The 18,023-nt window shown below is 56.3% G+C and carries 17 protein-coding genes; 9 read left to right on the top strand and 8 right to left on the bottom strand.

Annotated elements, in window-relative coordinates:
* Positions 1 to 24 precede the first annotated feature (24 nt).
* A complete protein-coding gene (locus ACR0BT_RS12305; RefSeq protein WP_480763254.1) occupies positions 25 to 2,211 on the bottom strand; it encodes a transglycosylase domain-containing protein in 2,187 nt (728 codons plus the stop codon).
* 257 nt (positions 2,212 to 2,468) lie between these two features.
* Here ACR0BT_RS12305 and ACR0BT_RS12300 point away from each other — a divergent pair, with 257 nt between their 5' ends.
* Both ACR0BT_RS12300 and ACR0BT_RS12295 read left to right on the top strand, forming a co-directional pair.
* On the top strand, positions 2,469 to 2,807 hold the full coding sequence (locus ACR0BT_RS12300) for a P-II family nitrogen regulator (protein WP_039541190.1): 339 nt from the start codon (positions 2,469 to 2,471) through the stop codon (positions 2,805 to 2,807).
* 33 nt (positions 2,808 to 2,840) lie between these two features.
* Entirely contained in the window at positions 2,841 to 4,163 is a 1,323-nt protein-coding gene (locus tag ACR0BT_RS12295) for an ammonium transporter (protein ID WP_480763253.1), read from the top strand.
* A gap of 69 nt (positions 4,164 to 4,232) precedes the next feature.
* On the opposite strand, the gene ACR0BT_RS12290 is transcribed toward ACR0BT_RS12295, so the two are convergent.
* The 4 genes from ACR0BT_RS12290 to ACR0BT_RS12275 all read right to left on the bottom strand — a co-directional run bounded on the left by ACR0BT_RS12290 (position 4,233) and on the right by ACR0BT_RS12275 (position 7,206).
* Positions 4,233 to 5,417, bottom strand: a complete 1,185-nt coding sequence (locus ACR0BT_RS12290; RefSeq protein ID WP_170515810.1) for an amino acid aminotransferase — start codon at positions 5,415 to 5,417, stop codon at positions 4,233 to 4,235.
* The gene (gene sseA / locus ACR0BT_RS12285) at positions 5,417 to 6,271 is read right to left on the bottom strand and encodes a 3-mercaptopyruvate sulfurtransferase (RefSeq protein ID WP_170515509.1); all 855 of its coding nucleotides are present in this window, start codon (positions 6,269 to 6,271) and stop codon (positions 5,417 to 5,419) included. The genes ACR0BT_RS12290 and sseA overlap by 1 nt, the downstream gene beginning before the upstream one ends.
* Before the next feature lie 93 nt (positions 6,272 to 6,364).
* Positions 6,365 to 6,634, bottom strand: a complete 270-nt coding sequence (locus tag ACR0BT_RS12280) for a CBU_0592 family membrane protein (protein WP_170395139.1) — start codon at positions 6,632 to 6,634, stop codon at positions 6,365 to 6,367.
* Between the two features lie 14 nt (positions 6,635 to 6,648).
* On the bottom strand, positions 6,649 to 7,206 hold the full coding sequence (locus tag ACR0BT_RS12275) for an XRE family transcriptional regulator (RefSeq protein WP_170395136.1): 558 nt from the start codon (positions 7,204 to 7,206) through the stop codon (positions 6,649 to 6,651).
* A 104-nt stretch (positions 7,207 to 7,310) separates the two neighbouring features.
* On the opposite strand from ACR0BT_RS12275, the gene ilvD reads away from it, so the two are divergent.
* Positions 7,311 to 9,143: a dihydroxy-acid dehydratase gene (gene ilvD, locus ACR0BT_RS12270; protein ID WP_170395133.1), complete on the top strand. Its 1,833-nt coding sequence runs from the start codon at positions 7,311 to 7,313 to the stop codon at positions 9,141 to 9,143.
* Between the two features lie 170 nt (positions 9,144 to 9,313).
* On the opposite strand, the gene ACR0BT_RS12265 is transcribed toward ilvD, so the two are convergent.
* Complete coding sequence (locus ACR0BT_RS12265) at positions 9,314 to 10,132, bottom strand: sulfotransferase family protein (protein ID WP_170423261.1); 819 nt, start codon at positions 10,130 to 10,132, stop codon at positions 9,314 to 9,316.
* Positions 10,133 to 10,272: 140 nt separating this feature from the next.
* Here ACR0BT_RS12265 and ACR0BT_RS12260 point away from each other — a divergent pair, with 140 nt between their 5' ends.
* Positions 10,273 to 11,850 (top strand): DUF5928 domain-containing protein, encoded by a 1,578-nt coding sequence (locus ACR0BT_RS12260; RefSeq protein WP_480563164.1) that lies wholly within the window; start codon positions 10,273 to 10,275, stop codon positions 11,848 to 11,850.
* A 38-nt stretch (positions 11,851 to 11,888) separates the two neighbouring features.
* On the opposite strand, the gene amaB is transcribed toward ACR0BT_RS12260, so the two are convergent.
* Both amaB and ACR0BT_RS12250 read right to left on the bottom strand, forming a co-directional pair.
* Positions 11,889 to 13,400 (bottom strand): L-piperidine-6-carboxylate dehydrogenase, encoded by a 1,512-nt coding sequence (gene amaB, locus ACR0BT_RS12255; RefSeq protein WP_480763251.1) that lies wholly within the window; start codon positions 13,398 to 13,400, stop codon positions 11,889 to 11,891.
* A 3-nt stretch (positions 13,401 to 13,403) separates the two neighbouring features.
* The gene (locus ACR0BT_RS12250; protein ID WP_170395124.1) at positions 13,404 to 14,510 is read right to left on the bottom strand and encodes a saccharopine dehydrogenase NADP-binding domain-containing protein; all 1,107 of its coding nucleotides are present in this window, start codon (positions 14,508 to 14,510) and stop codon (positions 13,404 to 13,406) included.
* A gap of 272 nt (positions 14,511 to 14,782) precedes the next feature.
* Between ACR0BT_RS12250 and ACR0BT_RS12245 the strand changes: the two genes are divergently transcribed.
* Genes ACR0BT_RS12245 through ACR0BT_RS12225 form a run of 5 tightly spaced genes read left to right on the top strand, consistent with a single transcriptional unit; the run spans position 14,783 to position 17,665 of the window.
* Entirely contained in the window at positions 14,783 to 15,214 is a 432-nt protein-coding gene (locus ACR0BT_RS12245; protein WP_170395121.1) for a hypothetical protein, read from the top strand.
* Positions 15,211 to 15,873 carry a MotA/TolQ/ExbB proton channel family protein gene (locus tag ACR0BT_RS12240; RefSeq protein ID WP_480763250.1) on the top strand — a complete coding sequence of 221 codons (663 nt, stop codon included), beginning with the start codon at positions 15,211 to 15,213 and terminating at the stop codon, positions 15,871 to 15,873. The genes ACR0BT_RS12245 and ACR0BT_RS12240 overlap by 4 nt, the downstream gene beginning before the upstream one ends.
* A gap of 25 nt (positions 15,874 to 15,898) precedes the next feature.
* Positions 15,899 to 16,231 (top strand): ExbD/TolR family protein, encoded by a 333-nt coding sequence (locus ACR0BT_RS12235; RefSeq protein WP_480763249.1) that lies wholly within the window; start codon positions 15,899 to 15,901, stop codon positions 16,229 to 16,231.
* A gap of 4 nt (positions 16,232 to 16,235) precedes the next feature.
* Positions 16,236 to 16,613, top strand: coding sequence for an ExbD/TolR family protein (locus ACR0BT_RS12230; RefSeq protein WP_170515817.1), 378 nt, complete (start codon positions 16,236 to 16,238; stop codon positions 16,611 to 16,613).
* A complete protein-coding gene (locus ACR0BT_RS12225) occupies positions 16,610 to 17,665 on the top strand; it encodes an energy transducer TonB family protein (RefSeq protein WP_480763248.1) in 1,056 nt (351 codons plus the stop codon). The genes ACR0BT_RS12230 and ACR0BT_RS12225 overlap by 4 nt, the downstream gene beginning before the upstream one ends.
* The last annotated feature ends 358 nt before the right edge of the window (positions 17,666 to 18,023 follow it).

Here is an 18,023-nt window from a genome sequence, read left to right as displayed (position 1 = left end):
CAGCGCACCGCCTTTTTTTGTTCGTCAGTTTCCGAAGATGTTGTTTAGCAGGTTGTTGATCGCACGGTCCAAACCGGTTTGATTCTTACGGCGCTGTTGCTGCGGCTGCGCGGTTCTAACCGGTGGGTCCGGCGCCAACATGGGCAACGGCGTGGGCGTCATCCCTTCTGTCACGCGCAGCATGGTCTCTTTCCATATCTCCGCCGGCAAGCCTCCACCCGTGACACCTGACAACGGCGTATTGTCATCATACCCCATCCAAACGCCCGTAACGTAGTCCGCGGTAAATCCGATAAACCAGGCATCCCGCGCGGCCTGGGTCGTGCCGGTCTTGCCCGCCACCTGCCAGCCCGGCAGCTTCGCGCGCCCACCCGTACCTTCAGAGACCACACGCTCCATCATCCAGGTCAGTTGTTTGGCGGCCTTGTCGTTGATGACGCGTTCACCGATACCGGTTGTCGTGATCATAACTGGATCGGTCTCACCAAGCAGCTTCAACTCGGTCAGGCCATAGGGTTCCACCGCTGAACCGCCGTTCAGGATACCAGCGTAAGCGCCCGTCATCTCTATCAGCGTGCTTTCCGATGCGCCGAGCGCCAGCGCGAGTCCCTCGGCCAGATCACTTGAAAGGCCGAAACCACTGGCAACCGTGCGCACGTTGTCCAGCCCCGAGATATCCGCCACTTTGACTGCGGGAATATTCAACGAGTTCTTCAACGCATCTGCTAATGTCACCCGGCCATAGAACTTATTGGTGTAGTTCTTCGGGCACCACTGACCTGAACCTGCGATGTTCCAGCACGTTGGTTCATCCATCACCGTGTCCAGCGGTGAATATCCCAACTCCAAGGCCGTCGCATAGACAAACGGTTTGAACGACGAACCCGTTTGACGCAGAGCCTGCGTAGCCCGGTTGAACGCCCCCGAAACACGGGTCTTGCGCCCACCGACCATACCTCGAACCGCGCCATCCGCCGACATCACGACAATGGCGGCCTGCGCTTTAGACCCTTCGCGCACCTTCTCCTGGAAGATGAATTTCAGCGCCTCTTCTGCCGACGTTTGAATGCGCTGATCTAGTGTGGTTCGGATCACCACGTCCTCGGTTGTGTTACGTGTGAAAAACTCAGGCCCGCTGGCCATGACCCAATCGGCAAAGTAACCACCAGCACGCGCGGCAGCGGCCTCGGATAACTGCGCCGGACGGCTGCGGGCCTCGCTGGCCTGCGCGCTGCTCAGATAGCCCTGAGTCTCCATTAGCCCAACCACCAAACGTGCCCGATCTTGTGAACGTTGTAGGTTGTTCGTTGGCGCATAGCGTGTCGGGGCCACCAATAGACCTGCCAGCATTGCCGCCTCGGCCGGAGACACTTCGGCTGCCGAAATACCGAAATACCGCTGGCTGGCGGCCTCGAAGCCGCGGGCTCCCGCACCGAGGAAGGCGCGGTTCAGATAGATCGTCAGAATTTCATCCTTGGAGTATTTGACCTCCATCGCAATGGCATAAACTGCCTCTTTCGCCTTGCGCCATAGCGAACCCTGACGGCAATCGGCTTCATATGCAGCCTCAGACTCCCATTCGCTGGGCTCATAAGGCACACCCAGGCATAGAAGTTTCGCGGTTTGCTGGGTGATCGTTGAACCACCGTGACCAGACAGCGGTCCACGTCCTTCGCTCAGGTTGATGCGTACCGCGCTGGCGACACCGCGCGGGCTGACGCCGAAATGGCGGTAGAACCGTTTATCCTCGGTTGCAATCACGGCGTTCTTGAGATGCGGCGAAACTGTATCCGCCGTAATCACGCCGCCAAACTGATCGCCGCGCCAGGCAAAGACCTTGCCGTCGCGATCCAGCAAGGTCACCGAACCACGTGCCCGCCCATCAAGCAGGGCATCGACATCCGGCAATGAGGTGTAAACAACACCCACCGCCAGCGCCAACAGCAACCCCGCCACTGCGCCGACCCTCCAACTGATCCCCCAAATTATGCGCCAGAACCAGCGGAACAGCCGGCGGAAAATGCCACCGCCCTTCCCACCAGAACTGCGCCGCGTTTTCTTCCGCGCCGTTTTGCGCGGAGCGGCTTTTCGGGCCGTCGACTTCTTACCAGCAGGTTTTGCAACCCGCTTGGTCGCCGTAGGTTTTCGACCTTTGGACGGGTACCTTTTATCCGCGACAAGGCGCGATTTGCGACGGTTGGACTCAGTCATGCTCAAACTCTGCCCGGTTATGCTTTTGGGGCACCATACCCCGCTAGGCCAGTCATGTAGAGGTGTGAAATTCCGGTATTTCCCCTTACAGGTTTGCCTATATTTTCACCAAACAGCGTATTTTGTGCAAAAATTGTGCATAATTACTGATTTATTACCCTAATTCACCCTCCGAAAACGTTCCATCTGAACCTCCCTCGCGCATTTTTCTGCAGGTGCAAAATGCCGGGCCTTCCGGAGTAGTAGAGGGGAAAGACGTGAAACTGATCATTGCGACAATCAAACCGTTCAAGCTTGAGGAGGTGCGCGAAGCACTGACCAACGCGGGCGTGCGCGGCATGATGGTGACTGAGATCAAAGGGTTTGGCTCGCAATCGGGTCACACCGAGATTTATCGCGGCGCCGAATACGCCGTGAATTTCGTTCCCAAGATCAAGCTCGAGATCGTGGTGCCCGCCACCATGGCCGACCAGATCGTCGAAACCATCACCACAACCGCCAAGACCGGCAAGATCGGTGACGGCAAGATTTTCGTCCTCGATGTCGAGCAAGCCCTGCGCGTGCGGACCGGGGAAACCAACGAAGAGGCGCTTTAAGCGCGCTTACTCACAATCACTCGAGGACTAACAATGAACCTGATGAAATCTCTCATCCCTGCCGCTGCGATCGTCGCACTGCCGCAGATCGGTCTTGCGCAAGAGGCCGCTACCGGAGAGCCCGCGCAACACACCCAATATATCTTCACCACGCTGCTGTTCCTGATGGGCGGTTTCCTGGTGTTCTTCATGGCTGCAGGCTTTGCCATGCTCGAAGGCGGGCTGGTGCGGTCCAAGAACGTCGCGATGCAGATGACCAAAAACATCGCACTGTTTTCGATCGCCGCGATCATGTACTGGCTGATCGGCTTCAACCTGATGTACCCCGGTGATGGTTGGACCATTTCTGGCTGGCTGGGCCCGTTCTTCTCGACTACCGTGCTTGACCCAGTGGGTGTCGGTGCAGATGCTGCGGCGCTTGACTACGCCTCAATCGGTTCGGATTTCTTCTTCCAACTGGTCTTTGTCGCAGCGACCGCCTCGATCGTGTCCGGTGCGGTGGCTGAACGGATCAAATTGTGGCCCTTTCTTGCCTTCGTTGTTGTCCTAACCGGCATCATGTACCCGATCTCGGGCTCGTGGCAGTGGGGTGGTGGTTGGCTGTCCGAAGCAGGCTTCTCGGACTTCGCTGGTTCGACCATCGTGCACTCGGTCGGTGGCTGGGCGGCTCTGGCAGGTGCTCTCATCCTTGGGCCGCGTATCGGTAAGTACAAGGACGGTAAAGTGCACCCGATGCCTGGTTCGAACCTGGCTCTGGCCACTCTGGGTACCTTTATCCTGTGGCTGGGTTGGTTCGGCTTCAACGGTGGTTCGCAGCTGGCGATGGGCACTGTAGGAGATGTCTCGGACGTATCGCGCATCTTTGCCAACACCAACATGGCTGCTGCATCCGGTGCCGTTGCCGCCCTTATCATGACACAGCTGCTGTACAAAAAGCCCGACCTGACCATGGTGCTGAACGGCGCGCTGGCGGGACTGGTGTCGATCACTGCTGAGCCGCTGGCCCCAACCCTGTTCGGCGCTCTGTGGATCGGTGCTGTGGGCGGTATCATCGTGGTCTTCGCGGTTCCGATGCTGGACAAGTTCAAGATCGACGACGTAGTCGGCGCCATCCCGGTCCACCTGTTCGCTGGCATCTGGGGCACCATCGCCGTGATCTTCTATGGCGAAGCCAGCCTGATCACTCAGCTGACCGGGATCATTGCTTATGGTGTCTTCACCTTTGGTGCTGCTCTTATCCTTTGGTCGATCCTGAAGGCCACCGTAGGTATCCGTGTTAGCGAAGAGGACGAGATCAACGGCCTCGACATGGCTGAACTGGGTATGGAAGCGTATCCGGAATTCTCCAAGGGCTAATAGCCAACCAAGTAAAACAAAAAAACCCGGGCGTTCGCGCCCGGGTTTTCCTTCATTCAAAGATATCGCTCAGACGCCGACATCGACAATCGCCTGCGCCAAAATGGGCACAGTATTGGCGTTCAAACCAGCGATGTTCAGACGGCTGTCACCGACCATGTAAATGCCGTGATCGGCACGCAGCTTTTCAACCAGTTCTGGCGCGGCCCCCAGTCGCGAGAACATGCCGCGATGCTGGGCGATAAATCCAAATCGATCCGATCCACTAAGGCTCTGCAGCTCATCAGCCAGTTGCTGACGCAGGCCCAGCATGGAAAGGCGGACATCTTCCAATTCGGTCGCCCAATCTGCCCGCAGAGCATCGTCATTCAGGATCGTCGTCACCACCCGCGCGCCGTGATCAGGCGGGAATGAGTAGTTCTGGCGGTTCAGAAATGCCAGCGTAGACTGGTTCAGTGCAGTCTGTGCCGGATCGTCACTGATCGCCATCAGCAGGCCGGTGCGTTCACGGTAGACGCCGAAGTTCTTCGAACAAGACGCCGCGATCAGGCAGCGCTTCACTGACGATGCGACCAGACGGGTTGCCTGCGCATCTTCTTCCAGACCGTCGCCAAAGCCCTGATAGGCGATGTCGATCATTGCGACGAGGCCACGCGCGTTGATCAGGTTCACGACCTCTTGCCATTGCACCATATTTAAGTTGGCACCCGTTGGGTTGTGGCAACAGCCGTGCAGAAGAACCACGTCGCCTGCATTGGCAGTTTTCAGGTCCTCGATCATACCGTCGAAATCGACGCCACGCGATTCTCCGTCGAAATAACGGTATTGGACTGTCTCGATCCCCAGATAGTTCAGGATCGACAAATGGTTTGGCCATGTGGGGTTCGACACGAAAACACGCGCGGTGGGGTTGGCCATACGGATCATCTCAAACGCCTGACGACAGGCTCCGGTACCACCGGGGGTGGCTACGGCTGCAATGTTGCCACGCGGGACAGAATTTCCGAGGATCAAGTCGATCATCGCGTCCGCAAAGGCTGGATCACCAGCCAGACCGGTATAAGCCTTGCTCTCCTGCTCTTCGAGAATACGCTTTTCAGCTGCTTTCACCGCGCGCATCACCGGAGTGACCCCCTCGGCATTCTTGTAGACGCCAACGCCCAGATCGATCTTGTGATCACGTGGGTCGTCGCGGTACATCTGCATCAATGCCAGAATCTTGTCTGCTGGCTGCGGTTTAAGGTTCTCGAACATCAGTTCTCTCCGGTTGCGACGGGCAGGGTTGGGAAGGCACCCCATTCAGCCCAGGAGCCGTCATATAGCGCGTGGTCTTTCTTGCCCATGCGTTCCAATGCAAGGCTGAGAATTGCGGCAGTCACACCAGAGCCACAGGATGTGATCGCGGGTTTCGATAAGTCGACGCCGGCATCTTCAAAAACCGCGCGGCAGTCTTCGGGCGACTTCATCGTGCCATTCTTGTTCAACAGCATTCCAAAAGGCACGTTGCGCGAGCCTGGGATATGACCCGAGCGCAACCCCTCGCGCGGTTCAGCTTCGGTCCCGAAGAAACGGGCCGCCGAGCGGGCATCGATGATCTCGTGATCCGCAAGCTTCGCGGCTGATGAAACTTGCGTCACATCGCGGACAAGGTGGTTCTGAACCCGCACCGTCATATGACGGTCGCGAATAATGGGGGGCAGGTCTTCGATCTCGCGCCCTTCGGACTGCCATTTTGGCAGTCCACCATCCAGAACAGCAATATTGTCCTGTCCCATCAGACGGAACAACCACCAGACCCGCGCCGCCGACATCAGCCCCGCACCGTCATAGACCACGACCTGATGGCCATCGCCAACGCCCATCGCGCGCAGGCGCGACATGAACTTCTCGACCGGAGGTGCCATATGCGGCAAGTCGGAACGATGGTCGGATATCTCATCAATATCAAAGAACCGCGCACCAGGGATGTGGGCAGAGTCATACTCTGCCTTGGCGTCTCGCGCTTGCTGCGGCAGGTACCACGACCCATCCAGAATCCTTAGATCCGGATCCTTGAGATGTGCGGCAAGCCATTCGGTAGAAACGAGGGTTTTTGGATCGTCCTGCATCTATGCCTCCCCTAAGCGAGCTTGGGTTTTCCCTATACTTGGCAGGATGCAGGTTCAAGGCTGGATAGCGCTAGCGTCCCAACCACACTGGATTTATCGCAAACGACGCAGGCGATAATACTGGATGATCCCAATAACGCTGATGATGATCCAGAAGCCTTCGATCAGCATCGACGCCAGATTGAAGTTCTGCAGCAGTGAGAACACGATCAGCACCGAACCGATAAGATTCACCAGCGGAAAGGCCAGATCCTCCGAGTTCATCACTCGCATCTGGGTCGCAAAATATGCCGCAACAACGATCAAAGCCCCGAATGAGCCGATGGCATCGACGACGGTCAAACTGTCCAGTAGTGCGGTCATTGTATGGGGCTTTCCTATTCTGAAACTTCCGCTGGTTGCGAATAGTGGTGCATATTTAGAAAAGCAGCTCCCTGATCACCAGCGCGGTATCCATGCGGCACATCCGCAGAAAATCGCAATCCTTGACCGGATTGCAGCGGAACCCAGTTTCCATTTCGCAGCACGTCCAAAGCTCCGCTCAGAACAAAAACCTCTTCGGTTACGCCTGCTGCATGGGCCGGAGATTCGTGGCTTTGATTGGGTGACAACTCGACATGAAATGTTTCGGCCCCCAATGCGGGATCAAAAGGAAAGACAATCTTGACTTCGATGCTTCCTGGAAATCTCACGGTACTGAACACATCGGCATCTGTCGTGTCACGCATTGCAGCAGTACCAATCAATGCACTCAGCGGGAGCTGGAAACCCTTCGCGATCTTCCACAGGGTCGCGATGGTCGGGCTTGATTCGCCACGCTCGATCTGGCCCAGCATGGCTTTGCTGACCCCGGTGAGTTCCGCGACTTTTGACAGGCTCAGCCCGGATGCCGCCCGCACATCCCTTAGTTTTAGCGTTAGTTCGTCCGATTCCATACCCGCGCCCTGCGATTTGTCTTGTGCGTTATAACGTACATATGATACGTGCGCTATAACGTACACACCCAATATCGCAGTTTGGGCAATAGGGATACAGCATCATGCCAATGTACCGATCCAGAACCTCCACCCATGGCCGTAACATGGCCGGTGCCCGCGGCCTGTGGCGCGCCACCGGTATGGGAGACGACGATTTCGGCAAACCGATCATCGCCATCGTCAACTCGTTCACCCAGTTTGTACCCGGTCACGTCCACCTGAAGGACCTGGGACAGATGGTTGCGCGCGAGGTTGAAGCCGCTGGCGGTGTCGCCAAAGAGTTCAACACCATCGCGGTCGATGATGGCATCGCCATGGGCCATGACGGGATGCTGTATTCGCTGCCCTCGCGTGAGGTGATTGCGGATTCTGTTGAATACATGGTTAACGCCCACTGCGCGGACGCTATGGTCTGTATCTCGAACTGCGACAAGATCACGCCCGGCATGTTGATGGCGGCCATGCGTCTGAACATCCCTGCGATCTTTGTCTCGGGTGGACCTATGGAGGCGGGCAAGATCGACATCGCCGATCTGGACGCCAAGAAGATCGACCTTGTCGACGCGATGGTTGCCGCAGCGGATGATCGATTTACCGATGAGCAGGTGCAACACATTGAAGAAAACGCCTGTCCAACCTGTGGTTCATGCTCGGGCATGTTCACCGCGAACTCGATGAATTGTCTGGCCGAGGCACTGGGTCTGGCGCTGCCGGGCAATGGCTCGACCCTGGCCACACATGCCGACCGTAAAGAGTTGTTCTTGGAAGCTGGTCGCCGCATCGTCGAGATCACCAAGCGCCACTATGATCTGGACGAGAAAGGCTTCCTGCCGCGTGAAATCGCCACGTTCGACGCGTTCGAAAATGCCATGAGCTTGGATATCGCAATGGGTGGATCGACCAATACGGTGCTTCATTTGCTGGCCATCGCGCACGAAGGTGAAGTGCATTTCACCATGTCCGACATGGACCGCCTGAGCCGCCAAGTGCCCTGTTTGTGCAAAGTCGCGCCCAACATCGAAAACGTGCACATGGAAGACGTCCACCGCGCTGGTGGCATCTTCTCGATCCTCGGTGAACTCAGCCGCGCAGGCTTGCTGCATGAGGATTGCCATACAGTGCATTCGGGCACCATGGGCGAAGCAATTGCCAACTGGGACATCAAAGTCGCCAACAACCCGAAGGCTCAGGACCTATTCAAAGCGGCGCCCGGCGGCGTGCGTACTACACAAGCCTTCAGCCAGTCGAACCGCTACAAGGAGCTGGACACTGACCGCGAAGGCGGCGTGATCCGTTCGAAAGAGCATGCATTCAGCCAGGATGGCGGTCTGGCGGTATTGTTCGGCAACATTGCGCGCGACGGCTGTATCGTGAAAACTGCGGGTGTGGATGAGAACATCCTGAAATTCACAGGCTCAGCTTATGTCTGCGAAAGCCAGGACCAGGCTGTCAATGACATTCTGACCGGCAAGGTCAAGGAAGGTGACGTGGTGGTGATCCGCTACGAAGGCCCGCGTGGTGGGCCGGGAATGCAGGAAATGCTGTATCCGACTTCGTATCTGAAATCCAAGGGACTGGGCAAAGCCTGCGCGCTGCTGACTGACGGTCGTTTCTCGGGTGGCACCTCGGGCTTATCAATCGGCCACGTCTCGCCCGAAGCAGCGGAAGGTGGTGAGATCGGTTTGGTGAAAACCGGCGACACGATCGAAATCGACATTCCCAACCGCAGCATCCATCTGGCGGTCTCCGACGAAGACCTGGCCGCGCGGCGCGAAGAGCAGGACGAGAAGGGCTGGCAGCCCGTTGCACCACGTAAGCGTAAAGTGTCCACCGCGCTAAAAGCCTATGCCAAATTGACGACCAGTGCCGCAAAAGGTGCCGTCCGTCAGGTCTAAGCACTGCGGGTGAGCGAACACTCCCGCACCCGATACATGGAATCGGCTGCGCCGATTCCACTTTCGGAATTTGGGCCCGGCGCCGCGCATTGCGCGGCGCCGGGCCCAACCAGAGGAGATGTCTCACAAGAGACATTGGCGATGGGCGGGAGCCTCACACTTCGAGCGTCTTAATCACCCAGCTTGGCGTGAATCTCATCTAGATCGATCTCACCCGTCGGCATTTTGTTGGCGGGATTTTCGAAATCATACTTGAACAGTTCAAAATCCTGTTTGTAGATCTCGTAGACCAGATGCATCGACAAATCGTCAAAGTAATCCTCGACCGGATGCACGCGTTTTGGCCCATGGCCTTCGGATTCGTTGAAGCGCGGGATTTCGGACAGAGTCACGGGATGCGAGGTTTCAAGATTGTCCAACACACCCTGCATCCCATCGTTGAACTTCTCGGTCCAAAAAATCCGATCATATCGCCCGCCATTAGCGATCAGCGTCGAGACATGGCCAGACATGGCCGACCAGTGAATGTCGGGGTCCATCGGCCGCCGCCAACGGATCGTGTCACGTGCAAATAACAGAAACCGGCGGAAACTGGCGATCTGATCGAACTCGCCTTTGCCATCGTCACCGCCAACCTCGATCCCATAATTGTAGATCAGCGTTGGCACCAGATTGCCGCGATAGCGTTTGCCGTTGCGCTGAATGCCACAGATCTTGTCAAAAAAGGAACTGAGAATGCGTGTGTAGGGATTACGCACGCAGGTAAACGTATAGGACTGGTGCGATTGAACATTTCTGGCAATCGGATCCTGACTGGCACCAAAGGCCCACTTGTGCATTCCGTCCTTGGCGTCGTGAATGTCACCATCAAAGAAGCTGCCATGATCCGAGAAATACATGATTTGCCCGATCGTCGAGCAGGCGCATTTCGGCACAACACGGTAGACCATGCTTTGACTTTCGGTCATCCATGTTCCTGGAAAACCCATCTACTGCGCCTCCTTAGCCAGTTATCGCATTGATACTCCGGCATTTTGACCCAAAGAACCAAAAATATTCTGTTTATTCAATCGCTCATCCTCAGTATCACGGTTGCAATTGGGCAGAAACGGGGAATTACGAGACGCAAATGGCAAAGATTGCCTATATCTTGCTGTGCCACAAAGATCCTGACGCGATCATTGCGCAGGCCAGTCAGCTAACGGCTGCCGGCGATTGTATGGCGATCCATTTTGACGCTCGCGCCAACGATACGGATTATGCGCAGATACGCGACGCCCTGAAAGATAACCGCAGCGTCGCATTTGCGACGAAGCGGATCAAATGCGGATGGGGCGAATGGTCACTGGTTCAGGCCACGCTCCATGCATTACAGGCGGCGGTGGATCAGTTCCCGAGGGTCACCCATTTTTACATGCTGTCCGGCGATTGCATGGCAATTAAAACCGCCGAGTATGTGCACAGCTTCCTTGATGAACGCGACATGGATTTCATCGAAAGCCATGACTTCTTCGAAAGCAATTGGATTAAGACCGGAATGAAAGAAGACCGGCTGATCTATCGTCACTATTTCAACGAACGCAATCAGCCGCGCCTGTTCTATGCCGCATACGAAATGCAAAAGCGTTTCGGTCTGACCCGCGGCATACCTGCAGACCTGCAGGTCAAGATCGGCAGCCAGTGGTGGTGCCTGCGCCGTCGCACAGTCGAGATGATTCTGGACTTCCTGCGCCAACGCCGCGATGTGGTCCGGTTTTTCTCGACCACCTGGATTCCGGACGAGACGTTCTTTCAGACGCTTGTTCGCCACCTCGTCCCGAAGCAGGAAATCGAAAACCGTACACTGACATTTTTGATGTTTTCCGACTATGGCATGCCTGTCACCTTCTACAATGATCACTATGACATGCTGTTGGGGCAGAACTACCTATTCGCTCGCAAGATCAGCCCCGAGGCTCATGAGTTGAAGGAACGGTTGGGTCAGCTTTATGCCAGCGAAGGGGTCACGTTCCACATCTCGGACGAAGGGCGTAATCTGTATCACTTCCTTGCCGGTCGCGGTCGGGTAGGACGACGTTTCGCTCAGCGCTTTTGGGAGGTCGGCAATACGTTAGGCCCCGAGCGTCAGGCGTTTCTGATTGTTTGCAAGAAGTGGCATGTCGCCAAACGGCTTGTTGACCAGATCGCGTCGGAAACCCCCATTCCCTGCATCGAATACATCTATGATGAGCAGGATACGCCATTGCCCGATTTGGGTGGAATCGAGACGACCCTGATTAAGCGGTCGCGCCATCGGCGGGCCGTTGCACGTATGTTGTTCGATTATTTCCAAAGCGACAGGCTGGTACTCTGCATAGATCCGGCCAATCTGGACGTCATTCAGGATTTCTGTGCAGATCAGGCCCAAACACGAGTTCTGGAAATCGAATGTGCCTATTCAGATGAATATCTGACGGGCCATGCCCATCGTGTCGGTCTTGCGGGCCAGAACAGCTCACAGGATTCTCTTGCACGTCTGCTACCGACCCTTCGCAACGCGCTGTCTTACGAATCCGAATTGATCCGCAGCACCCAGAATGATGGGCTGTTCCATTTGCGTGAGGCGGCGGATCGTTCGGAGAATGAGGTGATTATCGCGGAATTTCTGGGGATCAGTGCCGATCAGGCCAAAGCGATCATGCAACTGGATTACCTGTTCGCTGATTGAATCCGGCGGCACGATCAGGTGCCGCCGGACATTCGAGTTCAGATGTCGAATTTGACACCTTGCGCCAATGGCAACTCGGCCGAATAGTTTACCGTGTTGGTCTGACGGCGCATGTAGGCTTTCCAGGCATCTGATCCGCTTTCGCGCCCGCCTCCGGTTTCCTTCTCGCCACCAAATGCGCCACCGATCTCGGCCCCGGACGGGCCGATGTTCACATTGGCAATCCCGCAATCCGACCCGGCCGCTGTCAGGAATTGCTCGGCTTCGCGCATGTTCAGTGTAAAAACGCAGGACGACAAACCCTGTGGCACGTCGTTCTGGATCTCGATCGCCTCGGCAAAATCGTCATAGCCCATGACGTAAAGGATCGGAGCAAAGGTCTCGGCCTTCACAGTCGCGGTCTGGCCAGGCATCTCAACGATGGCCGGTTTTATATAAACACCGCCCGGCACACCTTCGGTCACGCGCTGACCCCCGAACACGGCACCACCCTCGGCCTTTGCTGATTCAAGCGCTGCGATCATCGCATTGCCCGAAGCTTCATCCACCAACGGCCCAATCAACGTACCCTCGGTCAACGGATTACCGATGGGCAGACCTGCGTAGGCTTTCTTCAGACGCCCAACCAGTTCCTCGCGGATCGAGTTGTGTACAATCAACCGCCGCAGTGTCGTACAGCGCTGCCCTGCTGTCCCGACAGCCGAGAATACGATCGCGCGCACCGCCATTTCCAGATCAGCCGATGGCCCAACGATCATCGCGTTATTTCCGCCGAGCTCAAGAATACACTTGCCAAAGCGCTGCGCCACGATCGGCGCAACCGCGCGGCCCATCCGGGTCGAGCCGGTGGCTGAAATGATCGGCACATCCTCGCTTGCAACCAGCGCCTCACCCAGATCGGCACCACCGATCAGGGTCTGCAAAAGCCCCTCGGGGGCGTCACCAAACCGGGCCAACGCCCGCTCAAAGATTTTCTGGCAAGCCAACGCGGTCAGAGGCGTTTTCTCGGACGGTTTCCAGATCACCGGATCGCCGCAAACCAGCGCCAGCGCAGCATTCCACGACCATACCGCCACGGGGAAATTAAAGGCCGAGATCACTCCGACCGGTCCCGCCGGATGCCACGTTTCCATCATCCGGTGACCCGGGCGTTCCGAAGCAATGGTCAGACCATAAAGCTGCCGCGACAGACCAACTGCAAAATCGCAGATGTCGATCATCTCCTGCACTTCGCCCAGACCTTCCGAGGTGATCTTGCCTGCCTCCCAACTGACAAGCGCGCCAAGGTCGTCCTTGGCGGCCCGCAGCTCTTCGCCCAGCAGTCGGATCAACTCACCCCGGCGCGGAGCCGGCACAACGCGCCATTCCTTGAACGCCGCTTTCGAGCGGGCAAAGATGGCCCCCATCTCGGAAACCGGAGTTTCGTGAACCTCGGCCAACAGGCTGCCATCTATCGGAGAGGTCACCCGCAGCGACCCGCCGCTAAGCTCCGCTGCAGTCAGGTCCAAATTCGCAAGCGTGGTTTCAGCAGTCATTATAATGTCTTTCATATCTCAAGCCGCCTTGTTTTGTTCGGTAACGTCACCGGCGCGATAAAGCCGGCCAAATTCGGTGTTCAGGAAATCGGCAAGCTTTACCTGCTCTTGCCGAACAAAGCCTTTCGAGGGCAGAACCCCTGTCCGCATCAGATCGACGACACCCAATACGCCTGCCGCAGTGGTTACTTGGATCGCACTCCAGACTTGTCCATCGATGGTGCGCGCAAAGGACTTGTTGATCAGGGATTTCTCACGCAACGTGCCGTCAACGATGCCCTTTGCAGTGCAATAGACCAACACGACGTCTTGATCCGTACGCGGCAAGGCCGTTTCAAAAATCTCTTTCAGCAGATCGCGGCGACGCTCTAGTCCCAGGTCACTGAGCAACAAGCGCAAGATATCCCGATGGCCCGGATAGCGGATCGAGCGATAGGATACCGCCTTCGCCTTACCGTCTAGCGTCTCGGGCAAGGTGCCCAGCCCGCCCGATGTATTGAAGCACTCGTACTCGACTCCGTCATGGCCGATCAGCTCATAATCTTCGAGGGGGGCTGTCTTAACCCTCTCGCCATTCACAATGGCATCGCAGGGGTTGCAGTATTCGTTGATTAGCCCATCGGTTGACCAAGTCAGGTTATATTTCAACGCGTTGGTCGGATAGAGCGGTAACGCCCCGACCCGCATATGCAGGCTGTCGATTTCATCGAACTCCGCCGCCAGCGCAGCGCCTGCAATCCCGACAAACCCGGGGGCCAACCCGCATTGCGGCATAAATGCCGTCTCGCTGTTCTGCGCCAGCTCGCGCACCGCGTTGGTGGCGGCGACATCTTCGGTCAGGTCAAAGTAATGCGCCCCAACAGTTTTAGCTGCGCTTGCAATTGCCGGTGTCAGAAAGAACGGCGCGGCAGAGATCACCGCATCAAAACCTTTAAGGCCTTTCTCCAAGCCCGCGCTATCGCTGGCATCAATCTGCCGCGTAGAAATGCCCCGCTTCTTGAATGCTGACAGGGCCGCAAGATCGTGATCGGCAACAGTCACCGTGTAATGTGCCGAGGTTTTCAGCAAAGTCGCGATCATCTGACCGATCTTCCCCGCCCCGACTACGCAAATATTCCAGCTCAAAACGCGCCTCCATTCTGTGTTTCTTTTGATTATGAAGGGCGACTTGTTCGGATTGCAGATCGTATCTTGACGAAATGAGGTAATTTTCCGTCATTTTGCCATATTATACGTCACTTTGCTAAATAGCTTACTCGAATATGACTTCGAACATGGTCGAATTCACAATCGTTTCAGCGCTCCTTTGAAGTGATTGTACTATCAGGTATGAGAGGACCATTGTCGGCTATACAACGCGGGCAATCGCGGTTCGCCCAAGCATATAGGTGCCTTCAATGAGATCTCTCCGTGTCCTGCTTACCTGTTTCGCATGCCTGCTTCCTTTTGCAGCTCTGGCCCAATCCGCTGAGGCACCTGCCGCTGAGATTTCATTAGAGCTCAATGCCTTGGAAGACGTTGGTAGTGCCTGCAGACTGACCTTTCTGGTGACCAACCAATCCGGAACCACTATCGATGAAGCCGTATTCGAGACGGTGATATTTGACACCGAAGGCAGTGTCGTTACCCTCTCGCTTTTTGATTTTCGCGACTTACCTTTGGATCGCCCACGTGTCCGTCAGTTCGATCTGCCAGAGATGTCTTGCACGACTGTTGGGCGCGCATTGATCAATGGCGCGAGTTCATGCGTGGTAAAAGGCTCCCAGAGCGACATCTGTCAATCGACCCTAACGCTCAGCAGCCGGATTGAAGTGGAGTTGCTTGGATGAATATTCTCTCTTCTCTTCGAGAGATCCTGACCCTTGGCGGGCCCGTTGTGGCTATCCTTATTATCATGTCGGTCCTGACCGTAGCAGTTACTCTTTACAAGCTTTGGCAGTTCGCTGCCTGTGGCGTAGGGCGGCACAAGGTTCTGTCACAAGCGCTGCAGGCCTGGGATGCTGGAGATCGAGCCACTGCACGCGCGCGCCTCGCTCAGAGCAGCAGCTATCTTGCACCGCTTGTCGAAGCCGCCATGGACGCGCCGGACACTCCTGATCTGGACGCTCGACTGGATGCCGAAGCTGGATTGGCACTGGCCGGGCTGGAGCGCGGATTTCGGCTTTTGGATACGGTCGCCCAGCTTGCACCCCTGCTTGGATTGTTCGGAACAGTTTTGGGAATGATCAATGCATTCCAAAGCCTTCAGTCTGCCGGGTCTTCTGTCGATCCCTCATTGTTGGCAGGTGGCATCTGGGTTGCTCTGGTAACAACAGCCGTTGGCCTTGCGGTGGCAATGCCGACTTCAATGGTCTTGTCTTGGTTTGAAAGCCGAACTGCCCGGGAACGGGTGTTTGCGGACAAAGCACTGCGTACGGTTCTGGTCCCGAACAACTCGAACCAGTCCGCCTCAGGCAGGACCGAGATTCTGAACGCTGAACATGCGTAACACGGAACCCTTTGTCAGACGACCGATGTCGATGACCCCGCTCATCGATGTCATCTTTTTGCTGTTGCTGTTTTTCATGTTGTCTTCAACTTTCTCAAAGTTCGCGGAGATCGAAATCAGCAGCGCAACCTCAGGAGCATCAGCCTCGGCTGAGCCGGTGGAGAGAATTTTCATTCAGATCGGTGCGGAGCGCGTGACTTTGAATGGCGAAACGCTGACGCTGGATGAACTGCCGGCGCAGATAGGGACTGGTCAGGCTCTGGTGAGCCTTGATGCCGATACGTCCGCCCAACGGCTTGTGGATTTGCTGACCAGGCTGCGTGGCCGCGATGGCTTGACCGTCACGGTGTTGGAGTAGACCGATGATCCGCTTTGGTCGCCCAATCCGCAAACGAGACTCGACCATCCCTCTGATCAACGTCGTCTTTCTGATGCTGATCTTCTTTCTGATTGCGGGCACCCTGGCACCACCGCTTGATCCAGAGCTTCAGCTTGTCGACACATCGGAACTAGAAGGCCGCGACCCTCCCGATGCGCTTGTCTTGAACGCCGATGGCATCCTCAGCTTTCGCGGAGTGCAAACCGATCCCGAGGCTTTTATGGCCAGCCATGATGACGGGCCCGTCAGGATTGTCCCCGACCGCAATGTTTCAGGCCAACGATTGATGGAGGTAACCGGTGCCCTTCGGCGGTATGGCGCGCCTTCTGTTTTCCTTGTGACCCAGCAGGCTTTGAAATGATCCGGAAGTCAGCAGCCATCGCTGCGTTGGCGGGTGTGCTTTCGCTTATCCTGCATATCTTTGGGATCAGCTTGTATGGGTCCAGCCTGCCAGAACTGCGGGCCAATGAGGAATCGGTCAGTTTGATCGAGCTTGGCAACACATTCGAGGAATTCACCGAAGACACGACGGACCCGGTGCAGCCGGACTCTGCTGAAACACCCGAGCCTCCGGTTGAAGACACTGTTAAGCCCGATACTGCCGACATCCCGATCAGCGATACACTCGTCGCTTCCCCCAATCCTCAGCAGGTATCTTCACCCGATGTCGGAGCGCCCGTCGCCCCACGATCAGAGCTACAAGAAGAGGTGCCGACCAAACCGGTCGCCCCGTCCAATCCAGAACCAGCCACAGACGCAGATACCTCCGTAACGTCAGCGGTCGACCCGGAACCCGAGCGCTTGGCAGCTTTACCGCCCACAGACGCCTCAACTGCGCCGGTCCCTCCACTAGAGAGTACGGCAGTCGAACCAGAAATCCCAAGTTCGGTCGATGAGCCAACAAACGAGCCACCAGAAGAACAAGCCGCGCCTTCCGATCAGGCCGTATCTGTTTCCAAACGCCCCCGCCTCCCGGACAGAAGGCCCGCAACGGATACGCCAAAATCGCTCGATGGGTTCAGTAACTTCGGCAATTTGCGCAACCCTACGCAAACATTGGAGTCGCCGCTTAGCCTTTATCAAAAGGAAGGGGCTGACCCGTTCCGAACCAGCAGTGGCAGAAATCAATCCTCGGGTCGCGGCGTTGGAAACTCCGATACCACGAACTATGCCGGACAAGTCCTGGTTCACCTCAATCAAACGCCCGTCGTCTATGTCCCGGTCCGCGGGTTTGCGCAGGTATTCTTCGAAATTAATCCTGATGGATCACTGGCTTGGGTTGATATCGTCGATAGCTCTGGCTCACCTGAAATCGAACGCGCCGCCAGAGATCAAGTCATCCGCGCCGCTCCATTTCCCCGTCCACCAAGCGGGTCAAGCCGCAGGCTATCGTTTTATTACCAAAATAGTTGATACCAAAGACAGCAGTTCGCCGAACCAGTTGTTCGTTCCCTGAATGCTTCAACACGCTCTAAGGAGAGGATTTCCATCGGTCGTCACGGCAAGGTCACCGTGGGCGAAGCACAGAAGTTGGCAAAAAAGAGCTGAGGGGGTAAGTGGCTAGTTACGAAAAGAAGTTTCCTATCGTTGCTTCCACAGTGCTTCTAGAAGTATTGGCACAAAAAGAAACACCGCCCTAGGGCGGTGCGTAAACATCTGATGTTGCACGGTGTTTTTTGTTTGCGGGAGTAGGATTTGAACCTCTGAGTTTCAGGTTATGAGCCTGACGAGGTTTGATCGTTAAGCAATTGATCGGGGTGATCAATTGTAG

This window comes from Ruegeria sp. CJ6 (genome assembly GCF_056536665.1).
This window is presented reverse-complemented; position numbering and strand designations above follow the sequence as displayed.

What these genes read in the sequence shown, in the direction of transcription:
- ACR0BT_RS12230 (WP_170515817.1), top strand. Translation starts at nt 16,236, where the DNA reads ATGATCCGCTTTGGTCGCCCAATCCGCAAACGAGACTCGACCATCCCT.
- ACR0BT_RS12275 (WP_170395136.1), bottom strand. Translation starts at nt 7,206, where the DNA reads ATGGAATCGGACGAACTAACGCTAAAACTAAGGGATGTGCGGGCGGCA.
- ACR0BT_RS12260 (WP_480563164.1), top strand. Translation starts at nt 10,273, where the DNA reads ATGGCAAAGATTGCCTATATCTTGCTGTGCCACAAAGATCCTGACGCG.
- ACR0BT_RS12245 (WP_170395121.1), top strand. Translation starts at nt 14,783, where the DNA reads ATGAGATCTCTCCGTGTCCTGCTTACCTGTTTCGCATGCCTGCTTCCT.
- ACR0BT_RS12225 (WP_480763248.1), top strand. Translation starts at nt 16,610, where the DNA reads ATGATCCGGAAGTCAGCAGCCATCGCTGCGTTGGCGGGTGTGCTTTCG.
- ACR0BT_RS12290 (WP_170515810.1), bottom strand. Translation starts at nt 5,417, where the DNA reads ATGTTCGAGAACCTTAAACCGCAGCCAGCAGACAAGATTCTGGCATTG.
- ACR0BT_RS12305 (WP_480763254.1), bottom strand. Translation starts at nt 2,211, where the DNA reads ATGACTGAGTCCAACCGTCGCAAATCGCGCCTTGTCGCGGATAAAAGG.
- ilvD (WP_170395133.1), top strand. Translation starts at nt 7,311, where the DNA reads ATGCCAATGTACCGATCCAGAACCTCCACCCATGGCCGTAACATGGCC.
- ACR0BT_RS12235 (WP_480763249.1), top strand. Translation starts at nt 15,899, where the DNA reads ATGTCGATGACCCCGCTCATCGATGTCATCTTTTTGCTGTTGCTGTTT.
- ACR0BT_RS12295 (WP_480763253.1), top strand. Translation starts at nt 2,841, where the DNA reads ATGAACCTGATGAAATCTCTCATCCCTGCCGCTGCGATCGTCGCACTG.
- ACR0BT_RS12265 (WP_170423261.1), bottom strand. Translation starts at nt 10,132, where the DNA reads ATGGGTTTTCCAGGAACATGGATGACCGAAAGTCAAAGCATGGTCTAC.
- amaB (WP_480763251.1), bottom strand. Translation starts at nt 13,400, where the DNA reads ATGAAAGACATTATAATGACTGCTGAAACCACGCTTGCGAATTTGGAC.
- ACR0BT_RS12280 (WP_170395139.1), bottom strand. Translation starts at nt 6,634, where the DNA reads ATGACCGCACTACTGGACAGTTTGACCGTCGTCGATGCCATCGGCTCA.
- sseA (WP_170515509.1), bottom strand. Translation starts at nt 6,271, where the DNA reads ATGCAGGACGATCCAAAAACCCTCGTTTCTACCGAATGGCTTGCCGCA.
- ACR0BT_RS12240 (WP_480763250.1), top strand. Translation starts at nt 15,211, where the DNA reads ATGAATATTCTCTCTTCTCTTCGAGAGATCCTGACCCTTGGCGGGCCC.